Source organism: Catenulispora sp. GAS73, assembly GCF_041262085.1.
Lineage (GTDB): Bacteria > Actinomycetota > Actinomycetes > Streptomycetales > Catenulisporaceae > Catenulispora.
The window spans coordinates 1-16,256 of record NZ_JBGCCM010000060.1; the positions used below are offsets into that span (position 1 = coordinate 1).

14 protein-coding genes are annotated in these 16,256 nt (G+C 68.2%); 13 read left to right on the plus strand and 1 reads right to left on the minus strand.

Translation table 11 applies throughout. The features are described from left to right. Window positions 1–323 precede the first annotated feature (323 nt). The 10 genes from ABH935_RS47930 (at window position 324) to ABH935_RS47975 (ending at window position 11,825) form a co-directional block, all read left to right on the plus strand. A complete protein-coding gene (locus ABH935_RS47930) occupies window positions 324–695 on the plus strand; it encodes an ArsR/SmtB family transcription factor (protein ID WP_370384694.1) in 372 nt (123 codons plus the stop codon). Next, window positions 692–1,198, plus strand: a complete 507-nt coding sequence (locus ABH935_RS47935; RefSeq protein WP_370384695.1) for an SRPBCC domain-containing protein — start codon at window positions 692–694, stop codon at window positions 1,196–1,198. Before ABH935_RS47930 ends, ABH935_RS47935 begins: the two co-directional genes overlap by 4 nt. After that, window positions 1,186–1,746: a dihydrofolate reductase family protein gene (locus ABH935_RS47940; RefSeq protein WP_370384696.1), complete on the plus strand. Its 561-nt coding sequence runs from the start codon at window positions 1,186–1,188 to the stop codon at window positions 1,744–1,746. Before ABH935_RS47935 ends, ABH935_RS47940 begins: the two co-directional genes overlap by 13 nt. Before the next feature lie 203 nt (window positions 1,747–1,949). Further along, window positions 1,950–3,593: a PHB depolymerase family esterase gene (locus ABH935_RS47945; RefSeq protein ID WP_370384697.1), complete on the plus strand. Its 1,644-nt coding sequence runs from the start codon at window positions 1,950–1,952 to the stop codon at window positions 3,591–3,593. A gap of 37 nt (window positions 3,594–3,630) precedes the next feature. Next, window positions 3,631–5,700, plus strand: coding sequence for a cellulose binding domain-containing protein (locus tag ABH935_RS47950; protein ID WP_370384698.1), 2,070 nt, complete (start codon window positions 3,631–3,633; stop codon window positions 5,698–5,700). Window positions 5,701–5,976: 276 nt separating this feature from the next. Beyond that, a complete protein-coding gene (locus ABH935_RS47955; protein WP_370384699.1) occupies window positions 5,977–8,610 on the plus strand; it encodes a glycoside hydrolase family 48 protein in 2,634 nt (877 codons plus the stop codon). Window positions 8,611–8,709: 99 nt separating this feature from the next. Next, window positions 8,710–9,171 carry a winged helix-turn-helix transcriptional regulator gene (locus ABH935_RS47960; RefSeq protein WP_370384700.1) on the plus strand — a complete coding sequence of 154 codons (462 nt, stop codon included), beginning with the start codon at window positions 8,710–8,712 and terminating at the stop codon, window positions 9,169–9,171. Window positions 9,172–9,231: 60 nt separating this feature from the next. After that, on the plus strand, window positions 9,232–10,086 hold the full coding sequence (locus tag ABH935_RS47965; RefSeq protein ID WP_370384701.1) for an alpha/beta fold hydrolase: 855 nt from the start codon (window positions 9,232–9,234) through the stop codon (window positions 10,084–10,086). Between the two features lie 5 nt (window positions 10,087–10,091). Next, the gene (locus ABH935_RS47970; RefSeq protein ID WP_370384702.1) at window positions 10,092–10,538 is read left to right on the plus strand and encodes a nuclear transport factor 2 family protein; all 447 of its coding nucleotides are present in this window, start codon (window positions 10,092–10,094) and stop codon (window positions 10,536–10,538) included. A 258-nt stretch (window positions 10,539–10,796) separates the two neighbouring features. Beyond that, window positions 10,797–11,825, plus strand: a complete 1,029-nt coding sequence (locus tag ABH935_RS47975; protein WP_370384703.1) for a methyltransferase — start codon at window positions 10,797–10,799, stop codon at window positions 11,823–11,825. Window positions 11,826–11,874: 49 nt separating this feature from the next. Here the strand turns inward: ABH935_RS47975 and ABH935_RS47980 are convergent, their stop codons facing one another. Continuing rightward, on the minus strand, window positions 11,875–12,558 hold the full coding sequence (locus tag ABH935_RS47980) for a FadR/GntR family transcriptional regulator (RefSeq protein WP_370384731.1): 684 nt from the start codon (window positions 12,556–12,558) through the stop codon (window positions 11,875–11,877). Between the two features lie 472 nt (window positions 12,559–13,030). Here ABH935_RS47980 and ABH935_RS47985 point away from each other — a divergent pair, with 472 nt between their 5' ends. From ABH935_RS47985 to ABH935_RS47995, 3 genes are read left to right on the plus strand one after another with little or no spacing between them, the layout of a single operon-like run. Continuing rightward, window positions 13,031–14,371, plus strand: a complete 1,341-nt coding sequence (locus tag ABH935_RS47985; RefSeq protein WP_370384704.1) for an ABC transporter substrate-binding protein — start codon at window positions 13,031–13,033, stop codon at window positions 14,369–14,371. Beyond that, window positions 14,368–15,285, plus strand: a complete 918-nt coding sequence (locus tag ABH935_RS47990; protein WP_370384705.1) for a carbohydrate ABC transporter permease — start codon at window positions 14,368–14,370, stop codon at window positions 15,283–15,285. The genes ABH935_RS47985 and ABH935_RS47990 overlap by 4 nt, the downstream gene beginning before the upstream one ends. Next, window positions 15,275–16,237 (plus strand): carbohydrate ABC transporter permease, encoded by a 963-nt coding sequence (locus ABH935_RS47995; protein ID WP_370384706.1) that lies wholly within the window; start codon window positions 15,275–15,277, stop codon window positions 16,235–16,237. The genes ABH935_RS47990 and ABH935_RS47995 overlap by 11 nt, the downstream gene beginning before the upstream one ends. The last annotated feature ends 19 nt before the right edge of the window (window positions 16,238–16,256 follow it).

A 16,256-nucleotide genomic window follows, 5' to 3' on the forward strand; every position in this document is an offset into this window, starting at 1 on the left:
TCGTCCGGCTGGACACCACCGGCCCGGGCAGGTTGGCTTCGCCCGCCGACGCGGCGAGGGACCCAGAACCAACACCCCGCATGGTCCGGTCGGACCCACTCACGACATGGCCGGTCACGCTGGCCCGTCACCATCCGCAGCTGCCAAGGCGCTGGTTCTCGCCGTGGTCAGGGGTATGGCCGCCGCCGGTTCGCTGATGCCAATCGGCTGCCGTTGGTGCATCTGTGCTGGTGGCGGGGTCGGCCGTCCGGCGGCTCGTCCGTTGACAACGTCGCTCGCGGGTCCATACGCTTAACGTGTTGGTTAAGTGAAGGGATTCTTCGATGGCTGGGACCGATCAGCTCAGCGTGGTGTTCTCGGCGTTGGCCGATCCGACTCGGCGGGCGATCATTGCTGAGTTGGCTGTGCGGGATGCCACGGTTACTGAGCTCACCGCTCCTTTGGCGATCTCGATGCCGGCGGTGTCGCGGCATCTGAAGGTGCTTGAGCGGGCTGCGCTTATTTCGCGGTCGCGGGCGGGGAAGTGGCGGGCGAGTCGGTTGGAGGCTGCGCCGTTGCGGGAGGCGGCTGACTGGATTGAGCGCTATCGGCGGTTCTGGGATGAGTCGCTTGGCCGGCTCGATGCGCATCTTGCTGCTGTGCAGGCTGCTGAGGCGGGGGATCGGGTGGTCGCGGACTCTGGGGAGCTCGCGTGAATGCCGGGACTGCGCAGGTTGTCATCTCGCGGGTGTTCGATGCGCCGCGGTGGCTGGTCTACCGGGCCTTTACCGAGCCCGAGCATCTGGCGGCGTGGTGGGGGCCGGTCGGGAATTCGTTGCCGCGTGATGAGATCGAGTTCGATGTGCGGCCTGGTGGCTTTCTGCGGTGGACGGAGGTCAACGCGGCTGAGCCTGGGCTTCGCGTGCTCATTCGCGTCGACCTTGCTGAGGTCGTCGATGGTGAACTTCTTGACGGGGTCATGCACGTCGGGGGCCGGCTGCCGGAGGGTATCGAGCCGTTCGAGACCAGGTTGCGGGTCGAGTTCTACGACGAGGCCGGTGGGGGGACGCGGCTGGAGATCCGGCAGTGGCTTCCCGAACATCTGGCGCCCCACAGCGAGGAGGGCTGGCGCCAGGCGTTCACCAAGCTGGACGCCGCGCTGGCGAGTGCCCAGGCTTCGGCGGCTGATCATCGAGAGGCAGAGTCATGGCAAAGCTGATTTACGCGACGAACATGTCCCTTGACGGCTACATCGAGGACGAACGCGGCGCGTTCGACTGGTTCCCCGTCGATGAGGAGGTCTTCGCGGTCCACACCGAGCTCCTGCGGTCTGCGGGCACGTTCCTCTACGGGCGGCGACTGTACGAGACGATGTCTGTGTGGGAGACCGACGCTGCTTTGGCCGCGCAGTCCGACCTCATGGCCGACTTCGCGAGTGCTTGGCAGGCGGCGAGCAAAGTTGTGTACTCCACGACCCTCGACAAGGTGTCGACTGCCGATACCCGGCTGGAGCGCAGTTTCGATCCTGCTGCGGTACGTGAACTGAAGGCGACGGTAGGGAGGGATCTGGTGGTGGGGGGCGCGAATCTCGCCGCGCAGGCTTTCCAGGCCGGGCTGGTTGACGAGTGCCACCTGTTCGTTGTGCCTGTCGTCGTTGGCGGGGGCAAGCCGGGGTTGCCGACCGGCATGCGCGTCGATCTTGAGCTCCTGGACGAGCGCCGGTTCCGGAACGGCGTCGTGCGGCTCCGCTACCGCACGGTCGGGTAGTGAACGACGGCGGGTGAAAGTTTCCGCCGTGTGTCGTCGCGCCCGCATCGCCGCCGCGCGGTGAACCGGCAGGTCGCTCCACATCTCCGAATCGGTTCGACGCAGGTCCCGCACCTGCGCGCCGGGGCCGTCGTTGACGGCCCGTCCGGGGCCGGGCTAACTCCCTGTTAGCGCTAACATCCGCCCCCGGACTAAGAGGTCCCATGCTGCGATCCCGCTCCCTGAAGTCCCGCCTGCTCGGCCTGCTCGTGGCGGTCGCGGCCGCGGTCGGTGTGAGCCTCCCCGCCGCGCCCCAGGCCGCCGCCGCTTCATTGACCCCCGCTGCCTCATTGGTACAGATCACGAACTTCGGCACCAATCCCAGCAACCTGGCGATGTACCTCTACGTGCCGAACAACGTCAAGCCGAATCCGCCGGTCCTGCTGGCGCTGCACGGGTGTCAGGGCTCTGGCCCGTACCTGTACTCCAGCACTGACTTCGGCTCGCTGGCCGACCAGTACGGCTTCGTCGTCATCTACCCTTCGACCAACCCCGGCGGCAGTTGCTGGGACGTTTCCTCCGACCAGGCCCTGACGCGCAACGGTGGCAGCGACCCGGTCGGGCTGATGTCCATGATCACGTACACCGAGCAGCACTACGGCGGGAACCCCAACGCCGTCTACGTCACCGGCGAGTCCTCGGGCGGGATGATGACCAACGTCATGCTCGCCGACTACCCGGACGTGTTCAAGGCCGGCGCGGCGTTCATGGGCGTGCCCTACCACTGCTTCTACACCGGCACCGTGCGCGGGTGGAACGGTCCCTGCGCCGGCGGCCAGGTCTCCATGACCCCGCAGCAGTGGGGCGACCTGGCCCGCGGTGCGGATTCCGGCTACACCGGACCGCGCCCCAGGATGCAGCTGTGGCACGGCACCGCCGACACCACCCTGAACTACAACAACCTCGGCGAAGAGATCAAGCAGTGGACGAACGTGCTCGGCGTGAGTCAGACCCCGTCGTCGAGTGACACCCCGGTCGCCAACTGGAACCGCACCCGCTACAACAACGGCGCCGGAGTCACGCAGGTCGAGGCGTACAGCATCGTCGGGGCCGGACACCAGCTGCCGATCCAGGGCACGCCGATGGCCTCCTACGCCATCCACTTCATGGGCCTGGACGGCAGCTCCACCGGCGGCAACACGGTCACCGTCGCCAGCCCCGGCAACCAGAGCGCGGCCTCCGGCACCCCGATCAGCGCCCTGCAGATCCACGCCAGTGACTCGGCGTCCGGCCAGACCCTGACCTACAGCGCGACCGGTTTGCCGCCGGGCCTGTCGATCTCGTCCGGCGGCCTGATCTCCGGCACTCCCAGCAGCGGCGGCACCTTCACTACCGTCGTGAGCGCGAGCGACACCACCGGTGCCTCGGGTTCGACGAGCTTCACCTGGACGGTCAGCGGTACGACCGGAGGCAGCACCGGCGCGCTGCACGCGGTCGGCGCCGGCAAGTGCCTGGACGACCCGAACTCGACCACCACGCTGGGCACCCAGCAGCAGATCTACAGCTGCAACGGCCAGGCCAACCAGACCTGGACGCACAACTCCTCGAACGAGCTCACCGTCACGGTCGGCGGCAGCACCCTGTGCCTGGACGCCAGCAACAAGGGCACCACCAACGGCACCAAGGCGATCCTGTGGTCCTGCAGCGGCCAGACCAACCAGCAGTGGACCCTCAACGCCAACGGCGCCGTCACCGGAGTGCAGTCAGGGCTCTGCCTGGATGTCACCGGCGCCTCGACCGCCAACGGCGCGCTGGTCGAACTGTGGACCTGCAACGGCGGCAGCAACCAGCAATGGACTCTCGGATAGCGCCGATTCCGACCCGAATCCCGTAGTGGAAAGGAGCATGAGCATGCTCGTACTGACCAGACGCACCGATCGCCGCAAGATCGTGTCCCTCGCGGCAAGCCTGAGTGTTCTCGGCGCGTGTGCACTGACGATCGTGGTCCCGTCGGCACCGGCGTACGCGGCGGACAGCGCCTCGATCAACGGAGCCACGACCTACCAGACCATCGCCGGCTTCGGGGCCTCCGAGGCGTTCGGCGAGGCGGCCAGCGTGATGAACGCCCCGTCGGCGGCCCAGCAGCAGGCGCTGGCCGACCTCTACAGCCCGACCTCCGGGGCCGGGCTGACCATCCTGCGCAACGAGATCGGCGCGGACCAGGGCAACACGATCGAGCCGAACAACCCCGGCGGTCCGAACGCGTCGCCGAACTACATACCGATGTCGCAGACCAACCAGGACCAGGGCCAGCTGTGGTTCGCACAGCAGATCAAGGCCCGCTACGGCGTCACGAACGTCTACGCCGACGCCTGGAGCGCTCCGGGCTACATGAAGACCAACAACTCCGCGGCCAACGGTGGCCAGGTCTGCGGTTCGGCCGGCGCCTCCTGCTCCAGCGGCGACTGGCGTCAGGCCTATGCGAACTACCTGGTGCAGTACGCCAAGGACTATGCCGCCGCCGGGGTGCCGCTGACCTACGTCGGCCCGTCGAACGAGCCCGACTTCACCGCCAACTACGACAGCATGACGATGAGCCCGGCGCAGATGGCCAGCGTGCTCGACGTCCTCGGGCCGACCGTGAAGAACTCCGGCCTGTCCACGCAGGTCTCCTGCTGCGCCGCTACCGGCTGGCCGAAGTCCGGCCAGTACGCCGCCGCGATCGAGGCGGATCCGACCGCGCTGGCCGACACGGCCGTGGCGACCAGCCACGGATACAGCGGCGAGCCGAACTCGCCGCTCCCGGGCTGGACCAAGCCGGCCTGGGAGACCGAGTGGTCGACCTTCGAAGGCTTCAGCAGCGCCTGGGACGACGGCTCCGACGCCACTGGGATGACCTGGGCCCAGCACATTCACAACGGCCTGACCCAGGCGAACCTCAGCGCGTATCTGTACTGGTGGGGGAGCACCACGCCCTCGGAGAACGGCGACAACGAGGGGTTGCTGGAGGTCAACGGCAACTCGGTGATCCCCACCGGCCGGCTGTGGGCCTTCGCCAACTACAGCCGCTACATCCACCCCGGCGCTGTCCGCATCGGTGCCAGCAGTTCGAACAGCTCGGTCCAACTGAGCGCGTTCAAGAACCCTGACGGCTCGCTGGCGATCGTGGCGCTCAACACCGGCAGCGGCTCCGACGCGATCAACTACTCGCTGGCGAACACCGGCGTCGCGAACGGCGCCATGGTGACGCCGTACCTGACCAACAACTCGAACACCGTCGCGGCTCAGGGCACGACGACGGTCGCCGGCGGCGCGTTCAGCGCGACCGTGCCGGGCCGTTCGCTGGTGACGTACGTGATCCCCGGTGGCACGGTGACCGGCGGCAACACCGTCACGGTGGCCAGCCCGGGCAACCAGACCGGGACGGTCGGCAAGGCCGTCACCGGTGTGCAGATTCAGGGCACTGACTCCGGGGCCGGGCAGACGCTGGCCTACACGGCCGCCGGGCTTCCCGCCGGGCTGTCGATCTCCTCGTCCGGCCTGATCACCGGGACGCCGACCACCGCTGGAACTTCCACCGTGACGGTCACCGCGACCGACTCCACCGGTGCCTCCGGCTCGGCGAGCTTCACGTGGACGGTTTCCGGCGGCGGTACCACAGGGCCCTGTCATGTCGACTACGCCAGAACCAGCGAGTGGCCGGGAGGCTTCACCGCCAACGTCACCATCACCGATACCGGAACGACGGGGATCAACGGCTGGACCGTGACCTGGACCTTCCCCGGCGACCAGAAGATCACCAACGCCTGGAGCGCCACCACCGCGCAGAACGGTGCCGCTGTCAGCGCCAAGAATGCCGCCTACAACGGCTCGATCGCGCCAGGAGCGAACACCTCGTTCGGGTTCCAGGGCACGTTCACCGCGAACGACAGCTCTCCGACGAGCTTCACCGTCAACGGAGCCGTATGTAGCTGAGGTGTAACTTTCACCGCCGACGCGGCCCCGCTGCGCCCCGACCGGCTTCGCGACCATGGCCTCTACCTGCGGTTTCTTGCCGCATCGTAGAGGCTGCGGAGCCCCCAGTGTGTTGACAGCGTGTGTCGCCGAGCCGAACATCACCGGTGTTCGAGCCGTTGACGTCAACGCCCGCGTCAACGCCGACACCAGCGCCGAGGCATCGCCCCCGGCGCCACCAGCAGCCCACTTTCTGCCGGTCCGCATCTCGGCAGGTCCCCGAAGCAGAGGTCCAACATGACCAAACAGCTGTCTCGCAGGCAGTTCGCGACCGCGGCCGGCGGCGCCCTCCTGGCGTCGGCCGTCGCCCCCTCCGTCACGCGGGCGGCGAGCGCCGCCCCCGCCGCGACGTCGGCCGCCACGGATGCCTACACCCAGCAGTTCCTCACGCAGTACAAGAAGATCAAGGATCCTGCGAACGGCTACTTCAGCGCGGCAGGGATCCCCTATCACAGCGTCGAGACCCTGATCGTCGAGGCGCCGGACTACGGGCACCAGACGACGTCGGAGGCGTTCAGCTTCTGGATGTGGCTGGAGGCGACGTACGGCCGGGTCACCGGTGACTGGACGGCGTTCAACAACGCCTGGACGACGGCCGAGCACTACATCATTCCGCAGCACGTCGACCAGCCGACGAACAGCTCCTACAACCCGAGCTCGCCGGCGACCTACGCCCCGGAGTGGCCGGACCCCAGCAGCTACCCCAGCCCGCTGAACACCTCGGTGTCGGTCGGCCAGGACCCGCTGGCCAACGAGCTGACCTCGACGTACGGCACCTCGGACATCTACGGCATGCACTGGCTGATGGACGTCGACAACAAGTACGGCTACGGGAACACCCCGGGCACCGGCGGGGAAGCCGGGCCCACGGCGACCGGGCCGTCGTTCATCAACAGCTACCAGCGCGGCGCGGCGGAGTCGGTGTGGAAGACGATCCCGCAGCCGACCACGGACCAGTTCAAGTACGGCGGTCCGAACGGCTACCTCGACCTGTTCGTCGCGCAGTCCAGCGCCTACTCCAAGCAGTGGAAGTACACGACCGCCCCCGACGCCGACGCGCGCGCCGTCCAGGCGGCGTATTGGGCCTACCACTGGGCCTCGGCGCAGGGCGCGCAGGGTCAGATCGCCGCCTCGGTGGCGAAGGCCGCCAAGATGGGCGACTTCCTGCGGTACTCGCTGTTCGACAAGTACTTCAAGCAGATCGGGAACTGCACCAACGCCTCCACGTGCGCGGCCGGCACCGGCCGCGGGTCGGAGCACTACCTGCTGGCCTGGTACTACGCGTGGGGCGGGGCCGAGCCCGGCGGCGGCTGGGCCTGGCGGATCGGCGACGGCGCCGCGCACCAGGGGTACCAGAACCCGCTGGCGGTCTGGGCTATGTCGAACGTGGCCGCCCTGACTCCCATGTCCCCGACCGCGAAAACCGACTGGACCGCGAGCCTGACGCGCCAGATGGAGTTCTACCAGTGGCTCCAGTCGGCCGAGGGCGCCATCGCGGGCGGCTGCACGAACAGCTGGGCGGGACAGTACGGGGTGCCGCCTTCGGGCGACTCGACGTTCTACGGCATGGCGTACGACTGGGAGCCGGTCTACCACGACCCGCCGAGCAACAACTGGTTCGGCATGCAGGCCTGGTCGATGGAGCGGCTCGCGGAGTACTACTACGTGACCGGCAACGCCACCGCCAAGACGATCCTGCGCAAGTGGATCGCCTGGGCCACCTCCGTGACCACGGTGACCGCGACCAGCTTCCAGATCCCCTCCACGCTCGGCTGGTCCGGCCAGCCGGACACCTGGAACCCGACGAGTCCGGGCAGCAACTCCGGGTTGCACGTGTCGGTCGCCGAGTACGGCAGCGACGTCGGCGTCGCCGCGGCCTACGTCAAGACTCTGACGTACTACGCCGCCAAGTCCGGCGACACCGCGTCCGCCGCCCTGGCCAAGAGCCTGCTCGACGTGATGGCGACGTTCGCCGACACCGCAGGCATCGCCACGCCCGAGACGCGCAAGGACTACAGCCAGTTCAACGACACGGTGTACGTGCCGTCCGGCTGGTCGGGCAAGATGCCCAACGGCGACCCGATCGCGCCCGGGGCGACGTTCATCTCCATCCGCTCGTGGTACAAGAGCGACCCGGCCTGGCCGAAGGTGCAGGCCTACCTCAACGGCGGGGCCGCGCCGGTGTTCACCTACCACCGCTTCTGGGCGCAGGCGGACATCGCCATGGCGTACGCGGTGTACGCCGAACTGATCGTCAACGGCGGCGGTGGCGGCGGCGACACGACCCCGCCGAGCGTGCCGACCGGGCTGACCGTCACCGGCACCACCAGCAGCAGCGTCTCGCTGAAGTGGACGGCTTCGACCGACAACGTCGCGGTGACCGGCTACAACGTGTACCGGGGCACGACGCTGGCGGGGACGTCGACCACGACGACGTTCACCGACTCGGGCCTGACGGCCTCGACGCAGTACAGCTATACGGTCTCGGCCTACGACGCCGCTGGGAACGTCTCGGCGGCGTCCACCGCCGTCACCGCGACGACCGGCGCCGGCTCCGGCGGCGGCGGTCCGACGTGCACCGCGACGTACAGCGTCAGCAGTGACTGGGGCAACGGCTTCAACGCCAACGTGACCATCACCAACACGGGCACCACCGCGACGAAGTCGTGGACGGTCACCTGGACCTGGGCCGGCAACCAGACCGTCACGAACATGTGGAACGCCAGTGACACGCAGGTCGGCAAGGTCGTGACCGCGACCAACGCCCCGTACAACAACGTCATCGCGCCGGGGGCCAGCACCAGCTTCGGCTTCGGCGCCAGCTACTCCGGGACCAACGTCGCGCCCACGGTCACGGTCACCGCGACCTGAGCGGAGCGGCCAGGGGCATGCGCCGGGCGGCACGGGTCTCCGTGCCGCCATGGTTGGTATAGTTACCTAACTAGTACCAGCCTATAACCAGGAGAGATCGTGACGAACGACTCAAGGCCCGTCGTCTTCGAGCACGGCCAGACCTTCCTCGCGACCATCTCCGAGCGCTGGAACTACCAGATCCTGCGCGAGATCTTCTTCGGCACGACCCGGTTCGGCGAGATCAAGCGGACGATCGGCATCTCGGCGAACATCCTGACCAGCCGGCTCACCGACCTCACGGAGGCCGGCCTGCTCAGCAAGCGGGCCTACCGGGAGGACAAGCCCTGGTTCGAGTACGAACTCACCGACGCCGCCCGCGAACTGGTGGTGCCGGCGATCGTGGCGATCACCCGCTGGGCCGAGGTCCGCGCGCTCGGGGCCGACGGCCGCCCCGCCGCGCACCGGCCGCTGCTGCACACCACCTGCGGCAACGAGACGGACCCCTACCTCGCCTGCAGCGCCTGCCATGAACCCATCGCGGCGTCGAACCTGGTCCCGGTGGTTGCAAACACTAACTAGTAGCATTATGGTCCTAGCTGTGGGGTCAGCACCCGACCCCGCGCAGCGAGAGGACACACCATGACCGACACCTGGCTCCAGGACGCCTCCGAACGACTGATCCCCACCTCGCTCGGCCTGATCAACGTGCGCGACGGCGGCACGCGGCAGGGCCCGCCCCTCATCTTCTGGCCGAGCCTGATGATGGACGGCACCATGTGGCGCCACCAGTACGAGCACTTCGCCGCCACCCACCGCGTCGTGCTCGTCGACAGCCCCGGACACGGCAAGTCCGACGCGCTGCGCCGCATCATCGACCTCAAGGAGTGCGCCGACGCGCTCACCCAGATCCAGGACGCCCTCGACATCGACAAGGCCGTGCTGATCGGCAACTCCTGGGGCGGCATGCTCGCCGGCGTCTACCCCGCCTACCACCCGGACCGGGTGCTCGCAGCGGTCGGCATCAACTGCACCGCCTCGCTGCCGACGACCTTCGAAAGCATCTGGGCCACCGCCCTGGCCGGCTACCTGTCGCTGAACTCGACGATGCCGGCCCTGGCCCTGAAGGCCGCACGCGGCGCCTTCGCGGGGCCCACCGCCCAGGCCGAACGCCCGGAGTTCGTCGACTACCTGAGCGTCGTCCTGCGCAACGATCCGAAGTCGGTGGCCTGGGCCCTGCGCAGCATCCTGATCGGCCGCCGTGACGAGCACCGGCTCCTGTCCACGATCACCGACATCCCCGTGCTCGTCATCGCCGGTGAGGAGGACAGCCAGTTCCCCGTGCACGTCGTGCGACGCATGGCCGACGCCATCCCCACCGCCACCTTCACCGTCCTGCTCCACACCGGCCACCTGGCCGCCCGCGAGAACCCCGAGGCCGTCAACACCGAGATCGACGCCTTCCTCGCCGGGCTGCCCGCTCTGGTCAGGGCGTGACGGATATGGCCACGACAGGACATGAGGTAACGCAGGAAGCAACGCACGAGGCGTCGCGCCAGGTCGCTCCGACATGGATCGACGGCTTCCTTCACGAGATCGACACTCTGGAGTTCGCCGACGCCTTCGCCGCACTCTTCGACGAGCACACCGAGATGATCTTTGGAACGGCCCGGGTCCGAGGCGTGGCGGCGATCAAGGACTTCTTCGTCACGATCGACGAGCCGTTGCACACCACCCACGAACTCGTCCAGACCTGGGTCGCCGACGATGCCGTGATCCTGCGCGGCGAAGCGACCATCGCCAAGAAGACCGAGCCCGACACCGTCATCCGCGCCCCGTTCACGCACATTCTCTACCTCGACCGCGCCGATCGGGACAGCCGGGCGACCCCGCGAATCCGCACACTGCACATCACCGCCGGCCCGATCGTCACCGACACCCTGATCTGAGCGAACGAGCGAACGAGCGACCGAACGGACGGCGCTTCGGCTCAACGACCCGGGAGACATCCCGTCGGCGAGCAACGGGGTCGGTACGGCTGTGATCTCCACGAATGCCGGACCGGTCAACCGTGGCCGTCTCCACCTGTGCCGGCTCCGGGTGGCGCGTCGCAGAGTATGCACGAGACGGTGGTTCGTGCGCCCACATGGACGTACGAGCCACCGGCAGTGCGGTCGGTGTCTCTCAGAGAACGAAAGTGACGCGAGATGACCGAGCAGAGCGCTGTGCCGAGCCCGCCGCCGACCGCTGTGATGATGCAGCTCTTGGGCGGTTTCCAGATCTCCCAGGCCTTGTACGCGATCGCGGATCTGGGTGTGCCGACGATCCTCGACGAGCAGGGCCCCACCAGCGTGGCCGCGTTGGCCGAGCGCACGAACGCGAACCCCGACGCCCTGCGCCGCGCCATTCGCGCCCTCGCGACGGTCGGGGTGTTCACCACGGACGACGAGAAGGTGCACCTCACGCCGCTCGGGGCCACCCTGTCGGAGAAGCACCCGCACTCGCTGCACGGTCTCGCCCGCGCCGGGATCGAGTTCCACTACCTCCCGTTCAGCGAGCTGCGGCACACCCTGCGCACCGGCCAGCCCGCCGTCGAGAAGTACCACGGCATGCCCTACTTCGACTGGCTCGCCGCCGATCCCGCACGCGCGAGCCTGTTCAGTCAGGCCATGGCGACGTTGGGCGCCACCGCGCGCGCCGGCATGTTCGACGACTACCGGCTGCCGCCCGGGGGAACGATCGCCGACATCGGCGGAGCCGACGGCAAGACGTTGGTCGACCTGCTCAGCCGGGACGACGATCCGAAGCGTCGCGGCATCGTCCTCGACCGGCCCGTGACGATCGAGGCCGCGCGCTCCTCGGAGACGGCCGCCCGGCTCGGCGACCGCGTGGAGTTCGTCGCCGGCGACTTCTTCGTCGCCGTGCCCACAGCGGACATCTACGTTCTCGGCTGGGTCCTGCACGACTGGAGCGACGAGGACTGCCGGCGCATCCTCGGCTCCATCGCCGCGGCCGCTGAGCCGGGCGCCAGAGTGCTGATCCTCGAAGGCCTGGTCCCTCCGGGAGATCAGCCGCACCCCATCAAGTCGATGGACCTGACCATGCTCGGCATCCTCAGCGGCAAGGAGCGCACCGAGCAGGAGTACCGCGACCTGCTCGGCAGCGCCGGCTTCGCCCTCGACCGAGCCGTGGCCACCCCCAGCCCCTACTCGATCCTCGAAGCCAGCCTGCGCTGAGCACGCAAAACGTCGCCGTCAGCCGCAAAGCTCACCCGGGCAGCAAAGCTCACCCGAACAACCGCCGCTGTATCTCCCGCCGATAATCCTCCAGCGTCTTGTCCAGATGCACCCCCGTCGCCGCGGCCGCCGCCTCCGGGTCGCCGCGGCGGATCGCCTCGTAGATCGCGGCGTGCTCGGTGATCGCCTCGGCGGCGTGGCTGCCGAGGGCGCCGTGCAGGCCGATGGTGCTGGACTGGCGTTGCAGGCGGCGGGCTTCGCGGACCGCCGCGAGCAGGAACGGGTTGTGCGAGGCGGTGGCGATGCCGAGGTGGAACTCGTCGTCACCGCGATCGAACAGGGCCGTCTGGTCGGTCAGTTGGCCCTGCTCGCACAGCTGCGCCGCGGACTCGATGGCGCGTAGTTCGGCCGGCGTCGCCCGGGTCGCGGCCAGTTTGCTGGCGGCCGTCTCCTGGACCCGGCGGAACTCGAAGAGCATGTAGACGTGGTCCAGGTCGGTCGGCAGGAAGAAGCCGCCCCACCGTGAGGAGCCCAGCATGCCCTCGTCGTCGGCGACGTAGAGGCCGCGGCCCTTCTGCGCGCGGACCCGGCCGACGGCCGACAGGATCTTGATCGCCTCGCGGACCACGGTCCGGCTGGCGCCGAGGCGCTCGGCGAGCTCCTTCTCGGTCGGCATCCGGTCGCCCGGCTGGAGCCGCGATTCGGCGATCAGCTGCAGGATCTGCTCTGCGATCAGCTCATAGCCCGGACGGTAGGTATCGGTCCGGACCTCTTCTTGTTTTCCTGTGGACGCGCCGTCCTCCGCCAGGACGGGTGTGCCGTCCACCGTGGCCTCCCTCACTGCTGCTTGGTATCAAGTGCCAAGGAGCATACATGTGGGTCTCGTTCGGGACTAGATGGGTCCTACATATATGACCACCGGCGGCGCTCAAACGGTGAGCAAGTCGGGCATAAGTGCGCTCCAGTTGGCGCGTGCGTAAAAAGATCATGAAGAGATGCGCTCGGCCCTCTTGACGCACACCTTCCTGCACAGCTGTTATGTGTGCCACAGGTCGCCGCCTCAGGTGTGTTACCGGTAACCAATCGGCAACATCGGCGCGGCGGCCCGAAACCGAGTCACGTCGACCCGATGAGTAGGACACATATCTCCATTTCCGGTCCGCCCAGTCGCAGCTCGGCGGTGCCCCAGTGCAGGGGAGTCGTTCATGACAGTGAAATTCCGCGCCGCGCTCGTGGCGGTCGGAGCCGTGCTCGCGCTCGGTGCCGCCGCCTGCGGCGGCTCAAGCTCCGGGAAGGCCGGCACGGCCGGTAGCGGCGGCACCTTCAAGCCCGCCGCGCAGACCGGCGGAACCCTGACGGTCTGGGTCGACTCGACCCGGCTGGCAGCCGCGCAGCTCTACCAGAAGGAACATCCCGAGGTGAAGATGGACATCGTCACCTACGACGGGGACGCCAACGGCTCCAACTACCTCCAGACCAAGGTCTCGCTGTTCAACCGGACCGGTTCGGGCTGGCCGGACGTCGTCTTCAGCGCTGAGAACAACGAGGCGGCCTGGGCGGTTCCGGCCGGGTTCACCGCGCCGCTGAACAAGGGCCTGATCCCGCAGGCCACGCTGGACGGCTGGGCCACCAACGCCAACGCTCCGTGCACCGTGGACGGCACCGTCTACTGCCTGCGCAACGACCTGTCGCAGACCGTCCTCTGGTACAACGACAAGCTCATGAAGCAGTGGGGCTACCAGGTCCCCACGACCTGGGAGCAGTACCAGGCGCTGGGCCAGAAAGTCGCCACCGAGCACCCCGGCTACCTGGTCGGCGCCGCCGGCGACACCTTCACCCCCGAGGTCTACATGTGGGCCGGCAAGTGCGGCGCCAACCAGATCACCGGCGCCAAGGCCGTCACCGTCGACACCACCAGTGCGAACTGCACCAAGATGGCCGGGCTGCTCGACACGCTCATCCAGAACAAGACCATGTCGACCTCCAGCGTGTTCAGCTCGGACTTCGACAAGAACGAGGCCGACAAGATCCTGATGATGCCCGGCCCGTCGTGGTACGGCGGTGCGCTGTTCCAGGGCACCTTCAAGACGCCGGCCGGCCAGATCGGCGTGGCGCCGATGCCGCAGTGGGCCGGCGACTCCAGCCCCTCGGTGGGCAACGTCGGCGGCGGCACCTGGCTGGTGTCCGCGCACAGCAAGAACCTCAAGGCCGCGACCGACTTCCTGACCTGGGCCACCACCTCGGACGACTACCAGGGCAAGCTGGCCCCGGGCTACCCGGCCTACGCGACGGCGGCCAAGACCTGGCTGGCCGCGCAGTCTGCCTCCGGCTACTACGCCGACGACATCACCGCGCCGCTGACGACCGCGGCCGACCAGGTGTGGACGGGCTGGGGCTACGGCCAGTTCAGCCAGGAGGCGATCTGGGCGGCCACGGTCACCCCGGGCGTCAACGCCGGCAAGACCATCACCTCCCTGCTGCCGGCCTGGCACGACTCGATCGTGAACTACGCCAAGACCGACGGATACCAGGTGGCGTCGAAGTGAGCACGTCCTCCGCGACCACCGGCCGGACCACAGCGCGGCGCGGCCTGCGCGCGCTGTGGCCCGGCCGGGCCGGCCACGGCTTCGTCGCCGCCTACGTGGTGCTGCTGATCGCCTTCGGCGTGGTGCCCACGGGCTACGCCGTGTACTTCGCCTTCACCGACGGGAACGCCCGCTTCACCGGTCTGTCGAACTTCTCCCGGGCCGCGTCGGACTTCCGCTTCGTTCCGGCCATCGAGCACGTCGCGCTGTACCTGGTGTTCTGGCTGGCGGCGCTGGTGGTGCTCGTCGTCGGCCTGTCGTTGCTGCTGCACAGGATGTCCGCCCGCGGCGTGAGCAAGGCACTGAGGTTCCTGTACTACATCCCGGGCGCGCTGGCCGGCGCGGCGGGCGTGATGGTGTGGCTGTTCGTGCTCGACCCCACGGTGAGCCCGGTGAGCTTCCTGCTCAGGGCGCTGGGCTTCGACACCTTCGGCCAGGTCGTCGCCCCCGGCCACCTGCCGGTCCTGTTCACCCTGATCGCGTTCTGGACCGGCGCGGGCGGGTGGATCGTGGTGATGCACGGGGCGCTCAACAACATCCCGCACGAGATCATCGAGGCCGCGCGCATCGACGGCGCGAGCGCCTGGCAGACCGCGCGGCGCATCCAGATCCCGATGCTGCGCAAGTGGATCATCTACATGGTGATCCTGGCCTTCGCCGGGGGCACCCAGCTGTTCGTCGAACCGCAACTGCTCGCACAGGCCAGCGTCGGCGTCGCGGGCCGCGACTACTCGCTGAACCAGCTCTCCTATGACTTCGCCTTCCAGAACAACGACGTCAACACCGCCGCGGCCATCTCGGTCGAGCTCCTGCTCGTCGGTCTGATCGTGGCCGCCGTGTTCGTCGCCAGATCGGGGTTCTTCGATGCCGACTGAGGGACACCCGGGCGTGTCGACCTTCCGTACCAGGACGGAGACGGCCGGGCTGCCCGCCGGCTCCGCACCGCGACGCAGCGTCGCCGCCCGCCGCCGCAAGCCGGGCAATCCGCTGCCCGCGCTGGTGCTCGGACTGTTCGTGGTCTTCTTCGTGCTGCCGGTGCTCTGGCTGGTGCTCGCGGCGACCAAGACCGACGACCAACTCGTGCACGGCAACCCGCTGGCGTTCGGGTCCTGGCACGCGCTGCGCGCCAACTGGGACGCGCTGACGTCCTACCAGGGCGACGCGATGTTCCAGTGGCTGCGCAACTCCGCGCTCTACTCGTTCGCGGCGCTCGTGATCACCCTGGCCGTGGCGATCCCGGCCGGCTACGCGCTGGCGATGACCGAGTTCCGCGGCCGCCGCATGCTGCTGATCGCCACGCTCGTGGTGATGCTCATGCCGAACGCGACGCTGGTCGTGCCGCTGTTCCTGGAGGTCAACGCGGTGCACCTGATCGGGTCGATGTGGTCGATCATCCTGCCGTACGCGTTCTATCCGTTCGGCGTGTATCTGGCCAACATCTACTTCAGCACCGCGCTTCCCAGGGAACTGCTGGAGGCCGCACGGCTGGACGGCTGCAGCGAGATCGGCGTCTTCCGCCGGGTCGCCCTGCCACTGGCCGCGCCGATCGTGGCGCTCGTCGGGTTCTTCAGCTTCGTGGCCAACTGGACCAACTACTTCCTGCCCTACGTCATGCTGCCACAGAGCAGCCAGCTCCCGGTCCAGGTGGGCCTGGGCACGCTGCTGGACGACGTACCGCAGTTCAACCCGACTGTCGGGGACCTGGCCGTGCAACGTCCGGAGCTCGCGCTGGCGACTCTGCTGGCGATCACCCCGGTGCTCATTGTGTTCCTGTTCTCCCAGCGCTTCCTGGTGACCGGCATGCTCGCCGGCGCCACCAAGAGCTGAACATCCAGAACGTGCAAAC

Excerpts from the sequence above, each read along its gene's own strand:
- ABH935_RS47965 (WP_370384701.1), top strand. The coding sequence starts at position 9,232 with ATGACCGACACCTGGCTCCAGGACGCCTCCGAACGACTGATCCCCACC.
- ABH935_RS47975 (WP_370384703.1), top strand. The coding sequence starts at position 10,797 with ATGACCGAGCAGAGCGCTGTGCCGAGCCCGCCGCCGACCGCTGTGATG.
- ABH935_RS47970 (WP_370384702.1), top strand. The coding sequence starts at position 10,092 with ATGGCCACGACAGGACATGAGGTAACGCAGGAAGCAACGCACGAGGCG.
- ABH935_RS47950 (WP_370384698.1), top strand. The coding sequence starts at position 3,631 with ATGAGCATGCTCGTACTGACCAGACGCACCGATCGCCGCAAGATCGTG.
- ABH935_RS47955 (WP_370384699.1), top strand. The coding sequence starts at position 5,977 with ATGACCAAACAGCTGTCTCGCAGGCAGTTCGCGACCGCGGCCGGCGGC.
- ABH935_RS47945 (WP_370384697.1), top strand. The coding sequence starts at position 1,950 with ATGCTGCGATCCCGCTCCCTGAAGTCCCGCCTGCTCGGCCTGCTCGTG.
- ABH935_RS47930 (WP_370384694.1), top strand. The coding sequence starts at position 324 with ATGGCTGGGACCGATCAGCTCAGCGTGGTGTTCTCGGCGTTGGCCGAT.
- ABH935_RS47995 (WP_370384706.1), top strand. The coding sequence starts at position 15,275 with ATGCCGACTGAGGGACACCCGGGCGTGTCGACCTTCCGTACCAGGACG.
- ABH935_RS47940 (WP_370384696.1), top strand. The coding sequence starts at position 1,186 with ATGGCAAAGCTGATTTACGCGACGAACATGTCCCTTGACGGCTACATC.
- ABH935_RS47985 (WP_370384704.1), top strand. The coding sequence starts at position 13,031 with ATGACAGTGAAATTCCGCGCCGCGCTCGTGGCGGTCGGAGCCGTGCTC.